14 protein-coding genes are annotated in these 14,694 nt (G+C 59.3%); 5 read left to right on the top strand and 9 right to left on the bottom strand.

The features are described from left to right. Positions 1 to 52: 52 nt before the first annotated feature. Positions 53 to 1,138, top strand: coding sequence for a monooxygenase (locus FHT77_RS13705; protein ID WP_183755546.1), 1,086 nt, complete (start codon positions 53 to 55; stop codon positions 1,136 to 1,138). Between the two features lie 4 nt (positions 1,139 to 1,142). Here the strand turns inward: FHT77_RS13705 and FHT77_RS13700 are convergent, their stop codons facing one another. The 4 genes from FHT77_RS13700 to FHT77_RS13685 all read right to left on the bottom strand — a co-directional run bounded on the left by FHT77_RS13700 (position 1,143) and on the right by FHT77_RS13685 (position 5,987). Beyond that, the gene (locus FHT77_RS13700) at positions 1,143 to 1,607 is read right to left on the bottom strand and encodes an Rrf2 family transcriptional regulator (RefSeq protein WP_183755545.1); all 465 of its coding nucleotides are present in this window, start codon (positions 1,605 to 1,607) and stop codon (positions 1,143 to 1,145) included. Positions 1,608 to 1,868: 261 nt separating this feature from the next. Further along, positions 1,869 to 3,035: an adenylate/guanylate cyclase domain-containing protein gene (locus FHT77_RS13695; protein WP_246712599.1), complete on the bottom strand. Its 1,167-nt coding sequence runs from the start codon at positions 3,033 to 3,035 to the stop codon at positions 1,869 to 1,871. A gap of 69 nt (positions 3,036 to 3,104) precedes the next feature. After that, positions 3,105 to 4,712: an MDR family MFS transporter gene (locus FHT77_RS13690; RefSeq protein WP_183755543.1), complete on the bottom strand. Its 1,608-nt coding sequence runs from the start codon at positions 4,710 to 4,712 to the stop codon at positions 3,105 to 3,107. 114 nt (positions 4,713 to 4,826) lie between these two features. Beyond that, on the bottom strand, positions 4,827 to 5,987 hold the full coding sequence (locus FHT77_RS13685; protein ID WP_183755542.1) for an HlyD family secretion protein: 1,161 nt from the start codon (positions 5,985 to 5,987) through the stop codon (positions 4,827 to 4,829). Positions 5,988 to 6,122: 135 nt separating this feature from the next. Here FHT77_RS13685 and FHT77_RS13680 point away from each other — a divergent pair, with 135 nt between their 5' ends. Beyond that, on the top strand, positions 6,123 to 7,025 hold the full coding sequence (locus tag FHT77_RS13680) for a LysR family transcriptional regulator (RefSeq protein WP_183755541.1): 903 nt from the start codon (positions 6,123 to 6,125) through the stop codon (positions 7,023 to 7,025). A gap of 9 nt (positions 7,026 to 7,034) precedes the next feature. Here the strand turns inward: FHT77_RS13680 and FHT77_RS13675 are convergent, their stop codons facing one another. The 3 genes from FHT77_RS13675 to FHT77_RS13665 form a co-directional block, all read right to left on the bottom strand. Further along, positions 7,035 to 7,292: a hypothetical protein gene (locus tag FHT77_RS13675; RefSeq protein ID WP_183755540.1), complete on the bottom strand. Its 258-nt coding sequence runs from the start codon at positions 7,290 to 7,292 to the stop codon at positions 7,035 to 7,037. Positions 7,293 to 7,351: 59 nt separating this feature from the next. Beyond that, positions 7,352 to 7,561, bottom strand: coding sequence for a hypothetical protein (locus FHT77_RS13670; protein ID WP_183755539.1), 210 nt, complete (start codon positions 7,559 to 7,561; stop codon positions 7,352 to 7,354). A 73-nt stretch (positions 7,562 to 7,634) separates the two neighbouring features. Beyond that, on the bottom strand, positions 7,635 to 9,686 hold the full coding sequence (locus FHT77_RS13665; protein WP_183755538.1) for an NAD(+) synthase: 2,052 nt from the start codon (positions 9,684 to 9,686) through the stop codon (positions 7,635 to 7,637). A 279-nt stretch (positions 9,687 to 9,965) separates the two neighbouring features. Between FHT77_RS13665 and FHT77_RS13660 the strand changes: the two genes are divergently transcribed. Further along, complete coding sequence (locus tag FHT77_RS13660) at positions 9,966 to 11,042, top strand: NAD/NADP transhydrogenase subunit alpha (protein WP_183755537.1); 1,077 nt, start codon at positions 9,966 to 9,968, stop codon at positions 11,040 to 11,042. A gap of 361 nt (positions 11,043 to 11,403) precedes the next feature. Next, the gene (locus FHT77_RS13655; RefSeq protein WP_183755536.1) at positions 11,404 to 12,453 is read left to right on the top strand and encodes a porin; all 1,050 of its coding nucleotides are present in this window, start codon (positions 11,404 to 11,406) and stop codon (positions 12,451 to 12,453) included. A 158-nt stretch (positions 12,454 to 12,611) separates the two neighbouring features. Here FHT77_RS13655 and FHT77_RS13650 read toward each other — a convergent pair whose 3' ends face one another. Beyond that, positions 12,612 to 13,106 carry an Rrf2 family transcriptional regulator gene (locus tag FHT77_RS13650; protein WP_183755535.1) on the bottom strand — a complete coding sequence of 165 codons (495 nt, stop codon included), beginning with the start codon at positions 13,104 to 13,106 and terminating at the stop codon, positions 12,612 to 12,614. 118 nt (positions 13,107 to 13,224) lie between these two features. Then, entirely contained in the window at positions 13,225 to 13,713 is a 489-nt protein-coding gene (locus FHT77_RS13645; RefSeq protein ID WP_246719826.1) for an Lrp/AsnC family transcriptional regulator, read from the bottom strand. Positions 13,714 to 13,839: 126 nt separating this feature from the next. Here FHT77_RS13645 and FHT77_RS13640 point away from each other — a divergent pair, with 126 nt between their 5' ends. Then, complete coding sequence (locus FHT77_RS13640; protein ID WP_183755534.1) at positions 13,840 to 14,592, top strand: tryptophan 2,3-dioxygenase family protein; 753 nt, start codon at positions 13,840 to 13,842, stop codon at positions 14,590 to 14,592. Positions 14,593 to 14,694 lie beyond the last annotated feature (102 nt).

Here is a 14,694-nt window from a genome sequence, read left to right as displayed (position 1 = left end):
TCATCGCGCCCGTGATCCATCAATCCTAGAGGCTCAACTGATCGGAGGAGCGATGGGTACCGTATCGCGGTTTCAGGACCTGACAAGACCACCCGCGCACCGTATCGAAAGCGAGGAAGAGGCGATAGCCACTGCACGGCGCCTCGCCGCAGATTTCGCATTCCAGGCAAGCGAGCGGGATATCAACCGGGTCTTCCCTCGCGCTGAGCTCGATGCGCTTTTTCAGTCCGGCCTGGCCGCTGTGACAATCCCACCGGAGCATGAGGGCCTTGACGTTGCCAACGCGCTTCTCGGCGAAATTGTCGCCATTATCGCTGAGGGCGATTCTTCGATCGGCGAATGCCTGGAGCAACACTTCACCGCGCTGGAGGGGCTACGGAATGAGCCCGACGACGAGCGCAAAGCCCTCCTCTTCGCACGCGCCCTTGCCGGCGACCATTTCGTGGGCGCGACCTTCGCTGAAACGAGCGCGGCGACTCCCGTAGGGCGCCACTATCCATTGAGCGGCCGGAGCTCCCGGGTCCCCGGCATCCTTTTTGCCGATTGGATTGCCGCCGACGCCGTCGATGCCCAAGGACAGTCGCTTCGCTTCTACCTGCCTTGCGAAACCCCGGGGCTGCAGATTGTCGACGATTGGGATGGTTTCGGGCAAAGGACGAACGGCGCCGGAACCGCAGTCGCCCATGGCGTGACCGGCAACTGGGAAGCAGCGCGCCACACGACCGGTCCGGTCCTGGCGGCCCTGCTCCATGCGGGCACGGACCTCGGCATCGCCCGCGCCGCCCTTGCCAATCTTCGGGACGCGCCGCGTTCCGCCGCTGTTGGAAAGCTTGCGCTCTCCGTGCAGGCAGCGGCAGCGCTCGTGGAAAGCGCCGGCACCAAGTTGGATTTCGCCCAGGTAAGCCCGTCGACAGCAGCGACCGAGGCTGCCTTCTTCTCAGCGTCGGCCGCCAAGGTCATGGCGAGCAGGACGGCGCTGGACGTTGCAAACGCACTGTTCGAGTGGTCAGGTAACGATGCGACCAGCATCGGCCGGAACCTCGACCGGCACTGGAGAAACGCTCGGATTCGCGCGAACGCCACGGCCACCGACGATCTCTACCGGACCGCGGCGGCATACTATTTCGGCGATAACTGACGCCTTAGTTGGCGGCCGAGATGCGGACTTCCTCTTCGGCATCATCGAGCTTATTGCCCGAAGCGACGAATTGCTCGAGCGTCATGTTGTCCAAAATGTCAGCGATCGCATCCCGGACCTCGGTCATGGAACGCCGCACCTGACAGTTCTCGGGATCGGAACAGTCGTCACACGCCTCAAAGGCCGTACGGCTGGCGCAGCGAATGGGCGCCAAAGGGCCGTCGAGGGTGCGGATAACGTGACCGATGCGGATCTCAGATGCCGGCCGCGATAGCGAGTAGCCGCCGCCAGGCCCCTTCTTCGATCGCAGAATGCCGACATTTCGCAATTCGAGTAGGATCGTATCCAGAAATTTCTTCGGAATATTGTTGCGCGAGGCAACGTCGTTAATGAAGGCCGTTTCCCCCGGGGCAAGCCGTGCCAAGTCGACCAGCGCCTTCAACCCATACTTTCCCTTTTTCGTCAGCATTTTTTATTGCCTTGCGCCCCCTACTCCATCCCCATTATTCAGCAAATAACGCCAAAAACGTGAACACACAACGAATAGCCATTATTTATATAGTTTATATCCGTGTTCGCCTTGCTCGGTCACAGCATAAGTGCCCAGTCGCAATTCTTGCGGCGTAACAACGTCCTCTGATCTCAATCGGTCATTGAAGCATTGACGAAGGCTGGGCACCGGCGGCCTCCAGAAGAGCCGGTGCGCCGACGTTTTGCGGCAACCTCACATTCACCGCTCGGGCAAGCAAAAGAGCTCGACCTTCTCAGCGAACCCCTTGAGCGTGTGCCAGCCGGCCGAGACAGCGGCCGCGCACGCTTCCTTCCGGAATCGGTCCGACATCAGAAGCGGAACACGGAGATCTCCGCATGCCGTCTGGATGCGGCTGACAAGATTGACATCGGGGCCGATCAACGTGAAATCGAGACGGCGGCCGGAGCCGATGTTGCCGTAGCTGACCTCGCCATGGTGTAGCGCGATGCCGACTTTCGGAGCAATTTCGCCAAACTCGAAGCGATCGATCTCCTGCAGAATATCCCGGGCGGCGCTTAATGCCGACGCGCAGCTGCGGGCCGCATCGTAACCGGGAAAGAAGGCGAGAACGGCATCGCCCATGAACTTCAGCACTTCGCCACCTTCCCGCGTAATCGGCGGGATGACCTTGTCGAAATAGGCGTTCAGCAATTCAAGCACGCTATTGCTGGGGAGCAGGTTCGAGATTTCGGTGAAACCGCGCAGGTCGCAAAGCAGCAGCGCGGCCTCCATGGACTCGATCTCGCCCTGCCGGATCTGCCCGGCGAGGATGCGTTGTGCCGTCAGCGGGCCAATATAGGTATCGAGCAGGCTAAGTTCGACCTGACGCATCACCCGCAATTCGCAGGTGTTACGCAAAGCCGGCAGAATTCGCTCGATAACCTGGATTTCGGCAGCCGTGAAGCCGCCTGGTCGCCGCGTGCCGAAGGCGACAGCGCTCACCGGCCCGTCGGCATTGCAGAGCGGCGCGATCATCAGTTGCACAAGCCCGCGGCCGGCAAAGATATCGATGCCCTGCCAGCGTCCGTGAACACTATCGCCCGGTCCGACGACAAGCGGCTCGCGACTATCCATGACTTTACGCAACGGGCTGTTGGCAAAGGTCTGGCGCATGCCGTGGTTGCGATCGTGAATCTCCACCGGCTCGCCGGGTGCCCACGCAAGCGTCCGGCCGATGAGTTCCGGATGGAGCGTCATCAGGTGAAGCGTCAGGCGATCAATCGGCAGGCCGAGCGCCTGCAGGCGGCGACCGAGACCCGATATCAAACCGGGCTCATCAAGGGCATGGCATTCATCGCCGGAGATCCACTCGATCAGCGACAGCAGCGAGTTGGTACTGCCCGCCATGCGGTCGGCTTTTGCCATCCGATTTTCGGCTTCGTCGATTTGGGCAATGCGGTTCATGGCATTTCTCCTTGGAAACGGCAGGCGACGCTAGTGAGCACCGCCTCCCGAAAGGTGGCCGGGCTTCTTCAACAGGAGCGTCGCAAGCAATGCGACGATCAGGGCGACGCCAAGCAGAAAGAAGGTGTCGCTGAAGGCCATGATGTTGGCCTGCTTGCGCAGCTTCAGCGCGATCGCAACGACGGCTTTGTGTGTGGCAACCGCCTGATCGCTGACACCATGGTTCATGAAGTAGGCTGTCAGTTTCGCGACACGATCCCGCGTGGCTTCCTCGAAGACCGAGACCGAGTTCGTCAGGATGTTCGAATGAAACTGCTCCCGCTTCGTCAGGAAGGTCTGCAGGCTTGCAATGCCGACAGCGCCGCCGAGATTGCGCATCATGTTGAACAGTGCGGACGCGGAACCCGCATTTTCCTGCTCGATACCCGCCGTTGCGATGGCCGAGAGCGGCACGAAGACAAGCGACTGTCCGATGGCGCGAATAACATTCGGCCAGAGGAGCTGATCGCTCGCATAGTCCCCGGTCATGTGGACGTTCATCAAGTTCGACGCTGCAAACAGAGCAAAACCGACGGCAATCAGCAACCGCACGTCAAAGCGCTTCATCAGGCGGGGCACCAGGGGAATCAACAGCAACTGCGGGATACCTGTCCATGCCAACACCATGCCAATCTGCTCGGAATTGTATCCTTGGATGCGCGACAGATAGATCGGCAAGACGAAAGCCGAGCCATAGAGCGCGATGCCGAGCAGGACATTCGCCACAATGCCGAAGCCGAAGTTGCGTCGCGCTAGCAGCCGGAGGTTCAATAGCGGATTCGCAGTTCTGAATTCGATGATGAGGAAGAGCGCCAACGAGACAGCAGCAACGACCGAGAGCCGGACGATGAAGTCCGATCCGAACCAATCCTCCTTGTTACCTTCCTCGAGAACGGTTTGAAGTGCGGCGAGGCCGATGGCCATCGTGATGATACCGGGCCAATCGCCCTTGGCGAGCAGGCCGAGTTTCATCGGAGCGCGATCGAGCGAGGCCCAAAGCAATCCCACCATCAACGCGCCGGGAACCAGGTTGACGTAGAAGATGAACTCCCAGCCGTAATTCTCAGTCAGGTATCCACCGATGGTCGGCCCGATCGCGGGAGCGAAAGTTGCCGAGAGCGCAAAGAGCGCCAGACCGATCGGCTGCTTGGGCTTGGGCAGCAACGTGATGATAATCGTAAACGCCATCGGGATCAGAACGCCGCCGGCAAAACCTTGGATAGCACGCAGCACGATCATCTGTTGCAGGTTTGTTGCAAGCGCGCAGGCGACCGAGAACAGCAGAAACAGAATGGCATTGGTCAGAAGATACTTCCGAAGGGAAAAGACCTGGGCAAGCCAGCCGCTGAGCGGGATAACCACGATCTCCGCGATGAGGTAGGACGTCGAAATCCAGCCTCCATCGTCCTTGCCCGCGCCGATCGCGCCCTGAATATCCGCGAGCGAAGCGTTGACGATCTGGATATTGAGAACGGCCATGAACGCACCGAGCGTCGAGCCGACGACTGCGCTCCACATTCTCAATGTGCTCATTGCGGGCGCGGGATTCGAAACAGCAGCGGAGGGTGTGCTGTTGCTGGCGACCTGAATAGTAGACATGACGCTTCTCCTTCCGGCTCTTCGGAAGAGAATCTCGTGAACGAGATTCGACTGATAATTCGGAAACCGAGGCAGGACATCCAGTCAGCGTGGATAGTCCCTGACGCAGGCGACTTATTTGACAGCGGCTTTGGTGTCGATTTCCGGCTCCACGGACATTCCCGCACGCAGCAACCCGCTCATGCCCTCGTCATCGATCACGATCTTGACCGGGATGCGCTGAACGATCTTGGTAAAGTTGCCGGTCGCATTGTCCGGAGGCAGGAGAGAAAATTCCAATCCGCTCGCCGGCGAGATGCTGTCAACATGGCCCTTGATTTCCTCGTCGGGAAAGCCGTCGACTTTGACCTCGACAGGCTGGCCGGCGCGGACATGGGTTAGTTGGGTTTCCTTGAAGTTCGCAACCACATAGACGGAATGCAGCGGCACAACCGCCATAAGCTGTGTGCCCGACGTCACGAACTGCCCGACCCGAATGGTGCGCGCGCCGACGGTGCCGTCAACGGGAGCGATGATCTGAGTGTAGGACAGGTTGAGCTCAGCCTGGTGCTGGGCGGCAGCAGCGCGATCGCGCTGCGCAGCGGCTTGGTCGCGCTGTGTCTCCAGCACGGGGACTTTCCTCTCCGCCGCGACCAATGCCGCCTGGTCCCGTTCGACCGCCGCTTGCGCCTGGTCATGAACCGCCCGGCTCTGTTCCGCCCGCGATTGCGTGCCGGCGCCATTGGTGATCAACCGCTGCGAGCGAGCCGCGTCAGAACGGGCGAAATCCAGCGTTGCCTGCGATGCATCGATTGTGGCCTTCGCCTGGCCAATGATCGACTGCTGCAGTTCGATTTGCGCATCGAGATTGGTAATGGCTGCTGTGGCTGCCTTTACATCCGCCCTGGCTTGCGACAGCGCAGCCTGCTGATCGCGATCATCTATCTTGGCGAGAACCTGGCCAGCCTTCACCGTATCGTTGTCGTTGACGAGGACTTCGGCGACATACCCTGAGATCTTCGGCGCAACGGTCGTATAGTCGGCTTTCACATAGGCATCGTCGGTGGATTCGATGAAACGACCGACGGTCCAATAGTGATGGCCGTAGTCAACCATCAGGGCGACGCCGGCCAGGAGCGCAGTGGCAATGATCGTCCGCTTGAATGCCTGGCGCCTTTTCTTGCCTGCTGGTGAGCCGGGGACTTCCGCCTTCGGGGCGAGTGGCGCTTCGGCGACCTTTGCGACGTCAGCGTCGCCGGTAACTTCGAACGCTTGCTTGCGAGGTAATTCGACCATTGTCCTTCTCCAGTACTTTGCCTCGCTGGGCGAGGTTCAATTCGATGAGACGGATATGCGCTATCGCGTGCGTTCTGATAATCTGCTTAAATCGGGAAGGATCATCAACTCAGAGCGGATAATCGGGGAGATGCAATGGACCGGCTGACAAGCCTTGCAGTGTTTGGTCGCGTGGTGGAATGCGGCGGCTTTTCCGCGGCGGCTCGTCGTCTCAATATGTCCGTCACTATGGTCGGCAATCACGTTCAGTCGCTGGAAGACAGGCTGGGTGTCAGGTTGCTGAATCGCACGACGCGCAAGGTCAGCCTCACGGAAACCGGCAAATATTACTATGAACGCTCGGCCCAGATCCTCGCCGATCTCGAGGAAGCCGACGGCACCGCCGGTGCGATGAGTTCGACACCGCGCGGCACGCTCAAGGTCTATACCAGCGCCGCGATCGTCCGCTTTCTGCTGCCCGTTGTAAGCGAGTTTCTTGAGCTTTACCCTTCGGTCGCCCTCGACCTGAGTGTCGGGGAACGGATGATCGATATGGTCGAGGAAGGTTGCGATCTAGCGATCCGCACCGTGCCGCCGCCGGATTCGAGCCTCATTGTCAGGAAGCTGACACCGTGGAGGCACATCCTCGTTTGCTCGCCAAGCTATCTTGAAAACCACCCGATGCCGCAGGTGCCGGCTGATTTGGCCAACCACAACTGCCTTCAGTATACCTACTACCCCTATGGAGACGAGTGGCGCTTTGAAGACACCGATGGCGCGCAGGTGAGCATGAGGATCGGCGGCAACATCGTATCGAACAGCGCCGAGACGCTTCGGCACCTCACGGCAACCGGCCAGGGCATTTTCCTGGCTCCGAGCTTCGTGGTGTTCGATGACATTGCCTCGGGAAGTTTCGTTCGAATGATGACCGACTATCGTGCCGTCGAATTCAGCATCAATGCCATCTATCCGAACCGCAATCACCTGCCAACGAAGGTCCGACTCTTCCTCGACCTGCTCGTTGAGCGTTTTGCGGAGCACCGGAAATGGATGACCTGAAGGGTTAGCTCAGTTCGTGTTTTGCGTCGGCGGTGGAGCAGCGCTGGGGCTGCTGGCTCCTGCCGGCGCTCTCGGCGCCGGGCTGGTGCCGCCGCCCGTCCAAACGCTGAATGCCACGACGATCACCGCGACCACGAAGACAACCGCGATTAGCAACGCCCAGGCAGAAAGACTGCGCCCTTCTCTCGACAGAGCCCTTTCCTGCGCTTCGTAGGCGGTGTGCCGTTCGGTGGAATGGTCGTCCGGCCTGTTGTCATTGGCGGTCATCGTCGCACCTCTGGCACCGAAACGCGGCCGGTGTTCGGCAAGTTCCCTGCGAGGTCAGATCAGATCAGGGGATCACGGCCCTCGGCTGCGCTGAGGTTCAGTTCACGGGCGATGTCCTCCGCATCCCTCTTGCTGAGGCCAACGAAGTCCCTGCCGTCCGTTGCCGCCGGCAAGGAGGTCAATGTGTCGACAATCGTCCATCCGCCACGTGGTTCCTGGCGAATCTCGTAGCGAGGCAGATTATCAGGGGCACAAGTTTCATCTGTCACGTTTCACCGCGGCCTCAGTGTTCTTCTCGATCATATCTGCCGCGACGAATGGCTTTTGCAAGGCGCGTTCGTCCTACCCTTTTATCTCAGGAACGTTGGCCTTCAATTCCTTCAGCCATATCCGTGCGTTGCCGTCGGACGGCGCGCGCCAATCGCCACGCGGCGACAGCGAACCGCCCGACGTCACTTTCGGGCCGTTTGGCGATGCCGACCGCTTGAACTGGCTGATCGTGAAGAACCGGAAAAGGAAAACCTCCATCCAGTGCTTGATGACAGGCAGATCAAAACTGCGGCGCTTGTCGGCGGGAAAGTGCGGCGGCCAGATTCCGGCCTCGGCATCGCGCCAGGCATTGTAGGCAAGGAAGGCGATCTTCGAAGGACGCAAGCCGAAACGCGTCGTGTAGTAAAGTGCAAAGTCATGCAGATCGTAGGGTCCGATTTTGTCCTCCGTGCTCTGCATGACGCCATTCTCATCGGCAGGGACCAGCTCCGGCGAAATCAGCGTGCCAAGGATGCTTTCCAATGTCGCGTTTGCTTCGGCGTCGAAATCTTCGGAGCGAATAACCCAGCGGATCAGATGCTGGATCAATGTCTTCGGCACCGATGCGTTGACGTTGTAATGGCTCATCTGGTCGCCAACGCCATAGGTGGACCAGCCGAGCCCTATTTCCGACAGGTCCCCGGTTCCGAGCACCAGTGCACTGCGCTGGTTCGCGGCACGGAACAGAAAGTCCGTCCGCAGACCAGCCTGAACGTTTTCGAATGTCGTATCGTAGACCGGCTTGCCGCCTGCAAACGGATGCTTCAGGTCCTTGAGCAATTGAAGGGCCAACGGCTTTATGTCCACTTCCTCCGCCGTGACACCCATGCTGCGCATCAGCGCCCAGGCGTTCGACTTGGTGGCGTCACCCGTGGCAAATCCCGGCATGGTGAAGCAGAGAATGTCCGAGCGCGGCCAGCCAAGCTGATCGAAGGCACGGGCCGCCACGAGCAACGCATGCGTGGAATCGAGACCGCCCGAAATGCCGATGCAAAGCCGCTTGATGCCGGTAGAACGCAGCCGCTTCATCAGCCCCTGCACCTGGATGTTGAAGGTTTCATAGCAATCCTGGTCAAGACGGCTTTCATCCGCCGGTACGAACGGGAAGCGGGCAACGTCGCGCTTCAGGCCGATATCGCCCTTCGGCTTCTTGAACTGGAAAGCCACACGCCGGAACTCTCGCTCGGCGGTCAGATTGAGTGTCGCCGCATCATTGAACGTGCCGGTCCGCAGCCGCTCCAGCCGCAATCTCTCGACATCGATATCCGCCACGCACATCTGCGATGACATCGGGAAACGATCGGTTTCAGCAAGCATAGTACCGAGTTCGTAGATGCAGGCCTGACCGTCCCATGCGAGGTCCGTCGTCGATTCGCCGGGGCCCGCTGCCGAGTAGACATAGGCAGACAGGCTGCGCGCCGACTGCGCCGAGCACAGGAGCTTACGTGTATCGGCCTTTCCAACGGTGATGTTGCTGGCCGAAAGGTTGGCGAGAATCGTCGCACCTGCTAGTGCGCCAAAATCGCTCGGAGGCGCCGGTGCCCAAAGATCTTCGCAGATCTCGATATGGAGAACGAAATCATCCATATCCTCGGCTGCAAAGATCAGATCGGTTCCGAAAGGTACAGTCTCGCCGGCGACGCGAATGCTGTCGCCGCGGACGCCCCGCCCGGACGCAAACCAGCGTTTTTCGTAGAACTCGCGATAGTTCGGCAGGTGCATTTTCGGGACGACGCCAAGAATACGACCGGCGTGAATGGCGACGGCGCAGTTGTAGAGCCGACCGCCAGTCTGCAGCGGAGCGCCAACGAGAAGAACAGGTGTAAGATCGCGGCTTGACCGGGCGATCTCGGCTATTGCCGCGTCCACGCCCTTGAGCAGGGCATCCTGCCCCAGCAGGTCATCGATCGAGTAGCTGGAGATTCCAAGTTCGGGAAACACCATGAGGCCAACGCCCGCAGCATGTCCCTGACGGGCCAGTTCCAATGTTGCCTGCGCGTTGAAGTCTGGATCGCCGACTTCGCAGTTCGGCGTGCAGGCGGCCACGCGGACAAAACCCTGATCATAAACCGAATAGAAATTCACCAATGCCTCCAGCATCCACGCGCCCAATGACTGACCATTACAGCCAAATGCCGCCGGGCAAAACCTGCGCTCGCACCGCGAGCAACCTTATTCGAAGTCACTCATGCAAGCTGCACACAGTATGCAATAAAATGAAAGACTTATCAGCAGTTGCGCGCGGGGAAAAATGACCGAAACTGCCCAAAATAAAATTACGAAACTGTCATAAAACTATGGAATAGACAGACTATATCGCTCGCGCGCCCACAGTCCCTGTTTACCCTTCTTTCAGAGCGATGAATGTCTAAACTTATCCGAGTCCGTGCCGGGCTGCTTCGGGAAACCCATCCCGGTGAGCGCCGCGTTGCGTTGACGCCGGATGACGTTGGGCGCCTTTCCGAGCGCATATCATTTCGTTTCGAGCCCGGCTGCGGCGTCGGCGCCGGCCATTCAGACGACGGCTACATTGCTGCCGGCGCAGAGCCCGCCGATTTTGCCGAGATGGCGTCCTCTTCGGATCTATTCGTGAGCGTGCGGCAGCCAATCGCCGCGCGAGTTTTCCCAGCGGCAGCGGTTCTCCTATTTCTTGGCTCGTTTCGTGGCTCGAAAACGACACAAGTCGCCATCCCGCCAGCCCGACAGCCGCTCCATCTCGACATCGCCCGGCTTTCCGGGATGTCGGGCCAGAAGGGTGCCGATATATCTTCGAGGCAGGCCGCCATCACGGGCCACGCGGCTGTCCTGGAGGCGGCGAGGCAGTTCGGCATTTCGCATCCGATGCTGTTGGCGGACGGAAGCTTCGTGCGGCCCGTTAAAATGGCCGCCTTGGGCAGCGACCCAGCAAGCCTGCAGGCACTGGCGACTGCACGTCGCCTCGGCGCCCTAACTTATGGCTTTGGCCTCGCGAAGGATTCGCAGGCAAAGATCGAGCGGCTTGGCGCTAAATTTCTCGGCACCTCTTCAGAGCAAGAACTTGCGCGGCTTCGTCAAGACCTCTCCGGTGCCTTGTCGAAGATGCAACTGATCACCACCAACATAATGTGTCCCGGTCGCTCTGCCCCCGTGCTGCTTAACGAAGAGATGCTCTCAAAGTTGAGCCCTGGAACGGTCATTGTGGATCTCGCCGCCGAAAGTGGCGGGAATTGCGCGCTGACCAGAGCCGACGAGACGACCGACATCTTCGGCATTCGAATCGTAGGTTCCACGACGCTTGCGAGCCAGGAAGCTGCCGAGGCGAGCCGCCACTTCAGTGACGGGCTGAGAAATCTGCTGGAACACTTGATCGACGCGCACGGCGCGTTGAGGCTCGACGGCGGCGATTCCGTCACGGCAGCCCTTCTCGATGAGAGGAGTCCAGCGAGGCACGCTTGGTCGTGATTCGGGGCGGATTGAAGAAAGGATGGACGCAATCCCGTGGCGAAATGCTGCGACGCAACATTATTACTCAGATAAGATCCATTACAAAAACGTGTTTAGTAACAACTAGTTATAGCCTGCGGTAGTAAATATGCTTTTGCGCGAGAGCCGATCGTTGCGTTTGCGCAACACCCAATTTCCGCCTTGCAGCAAAACTCAATTTTGACTGTATCTATTATTGATACATTTAATCGGAAATGTAATTTGGCGCCGCGGACGTACCGCGTTTCCCGCGAGGGCTTGTACGAAACAATTTGGGGTAGGTAGAGCCGGTTTTCGGCAGTGATGACCTGTGCCCAATCGACAGAAGATTGGACTGAGAATGAACATTAAGATGATCCTTATGAGCTCGGCGGCGGCTTTGGCTGCCATCTCGAGCGCCCAGGCCGCTGACGCCATCGTTGCTGCAGAGCCGGAGCCGGTTGAATACGTTCGCGTGTGCGACGCTTACGGCAGCGGTTACTTCTACATCCCAGGCACCGAAACCTGCCTGAAGATCAGCGGTTACATCCGTTTCCAGGTTAACGCCGGCCCGAACGCCAGCGCGACCAAGGGCAGCGGCGCCAACGTCGCCAACGACTCTGACTGGGACGCCTACACCCGTGGTCAGGTCCAGTTCACTGCCAAGAGCGACACCGAATACGGCCCGCTCACCGGTGTTATCGTCCTGCAGACGAATGCCGACAATGCCTCCTCGCAGGCGGCTTTGCTCGACTCCGCTTACATCGACATCGCCGGCTTCCGCGCCGGTCTGTTCTACAGCTGGTGGGACGATGGTCTCTCGGGCGAAACGGACGACATCGGCAGCAAGGTTACGCTGCACAACTCGATCCGTTATCAGTATGAAGCCACGGATTTCTACGCCGGCATCAGCGTCGACGAGCTGGAAGACAGCCCGTTCTACAACGGCGAAGTTCCGAACAACGTCGGCGTAGCAATCGGCATCGGCGGCAAGGCAGGCATCTTCTCCTACCAGGTAACCGCTGGTTACGACACCGACAACGAAGCCGGCGCTGTCCGCGCCATGGGCACCGTCGCCGTTGGTCCGGGCACCCTCGGTCTCGCAGCCGTCTGGGCGTCCGATCCGGGCGCGTACTACTCTGCTTCCGAGTGGGCGATTGCCGCAGAATACGCTATCAAGGCTACCGACAAGCTGAAGATCACCCCGGCCGCTCAGTATTACGGCAGCTACGGCGTAGTTAACGCCGCTACCGACGCTGACTTTTCGGACAACGACGCTTGGAAGGTCGGTCTGACGGTTGACTATCAGATCGTCGACAACTTTTACGCCAAGGCAACCGTCAACTACCTCGACGGCGACAACATCGACGACGTGACGACGGGCTTCTTCCGCCTCCAGCGCGCATTCTAATCAAAAGCGGCGCCGCGTTTCCGCCTCTCTCTGTGGTTAAGGTCACAGGGAGTGGCAGCGCGGCGCCGCGCTTGAAAGTTTCTGATCAGATTGACCTCCGATCAGTTAGGAGGGGTGGCTCGGGTTCCCTGCCCGGCCGCCCCTTTCACTCTGTGAAGCTATTCGGCGGCGTGACGATCGAGGGCAAGGCTCGCATCCGCCGGCTGCTCGTGGTCGACAGATTTCTTCGCCTCGAGGCGACGCAGCTCCGCGACGCTATCATCGATGGTCACCGAACCCAGCATGTCGACGACGGCCTGTTCTGCCCGATCGCAAAGAAACTCCGAGAGGTCGCCGATATTCTCCCCTACGAGCCCCTCGTGCGGAATATCGTGGCGGGTTGCCCAGATTTTCTTGTCGCCGGTCACGGCAGCATAGATCTCGCTGAGCAATATCTGGTCGCGCGGTCGCGCTAGGTTGATACCGCCCTTGCCGCCTTGGGCGGTGGCGAGAATGCCGCTTTCATTGAGCGGCTGCAACAGCTTGCGGACGAAGCTCGCGCTTGTATCAAGCCCCTGCGCAAGTGATTGGCTTGTGGTCCGGAGGTTTGCCTCTTCGTTGACGGCCACACTGATGACAATCTGTAGAGCAGTCGAAAAGCGGGTGTCGATCATGCTGTGCTGAGGCCTTGCGTCTGAAGCCGGTCACCACAGATATTTGCCGGGCAAATCCATTGTCAAGAACGAGAAATTGAAATCACGGCGACTTGACTGAAACGAAAGGCTAGCTCGATCAGCGTTTCGTCGATTGTGTGCGGCTTTGCGCAGCGGCGAACGAGATTTCGCCTTTGATCTCGCGCATTGCCATTGACGTGATCGTGCGCCTCACTCCCGGCAGGCGGCTCAATTCTTCGCGAAGCATCCTGTCCAGGGCCGCCATGTCGACCGCGACGATATGCAGGAGATAGTCGGCTTCACCGGTCGTTGCGTGGCAACGCCAAATGAGCGGGTGCCGGCGGACCGCGGCCTCAAACTCCTCCGACACTTCGAAATCGATCGAGACCTGAATGAAGGCTTCGATGCCGAACCCAAGCTTTGCGGGATCAAGCCGGGCCGCATATCCGCGAATGATGCCCGCATCTTCCAACGCTTTCACACGTTTCCAGCAGGGCGTTTTGCTGAGACCGACATGATCCGCCAGTGCTGCAAAGGAAATCCTGGCATCGGCCTCCAGCGCACCGATGATCTTTCGATCAAGCGTATCGAGTGTCATTTGTTCCATGAATCGCCTTCCATGCTGGCAGTCGTTCTGCACAATTCTGCATTTTGATAACAGAAAGGAACAATGTTCAAGTCAAAGCGCCTAGACTGGATAGTTGTAGGCCAACGACACTCCGGAGCAGCATTCATGAACAAGGAAGATTACTACGCCCGCATCGAAGCGCCCGACATGCGCGACTACGGCGTCTACCTGCAGTGCGACAAGCTGCTCAGCTGTCAGAAGCCCCTGGCGGAGATGGCGAATGCGGATGAGCTGCAATTCCAGATTGTCCACCAGGTTGAAGAACTTTGGATGAAGCTGATTGCCTATACACTGGTCGACGTCATCGATTATCTGGAGAAGGAAAACACGCATCGCGTCGTGACGCTGATGGGCCGCGTCCACCGCCTGATGCGGATGATGACGGCGCAACTCGACCTTCTCGAAACGATGTCGCCCAAGGAATACCAGCAAGTCCGGCTTCAGCTCGGCAACGGCAGCGGTCAGGAGTCGCCTGGCTTCAAGCTCCTGTTGCGAATGCCACCCGATCTCTGGCGAGCTTTCCAGGCCGACTATCTCGACGGCCGGAATCTGACGATCGACGATATCTATGATGGCAAATACGACCACGGGGACAGCTATGTCGTCGCGGAGGCCCTGGTTGAATTCGACGAGCTGTTCCAGAAATTCCGCGCAAACCACCTTTACCTGATCCACCGCTCGATCGGCCTCGGCTCCAAATCGCTGAAGGGCCGCCCCGTCGAAATGCTGGAAGGCGGCGCTCGGCACCGGTTCTTTCCCGAGCTATGGGATATCCGCTGCACGATGACCGATCGCTGGGGTAGCCAGTATGGTGTCGTTCGTGGCTCGATCAGCCACCCGGAAGAGGCCGCGGAATAGACTGCGCTGACAGTACCAAAAACCAGCCCACCGCGCCTGCCCCTCCCCTTGACCCTACCGAGGGGGATCGCCCTATCACGCGATTTCGATTTTACGCCGAGG

This window comes from Rhizobium sp. BK181, assembly GCF_014193305.1.
Lineage (GTDB): Bacteria > Pseudomonadota > Alphaproteobacteria > Rhizobiales > Rhizobiaceae > Rhizobium.
Note: the sequence above shows the minus strand (reverse complement) of the source record. Positions and strands in the feature narration are given on the sequence as shown.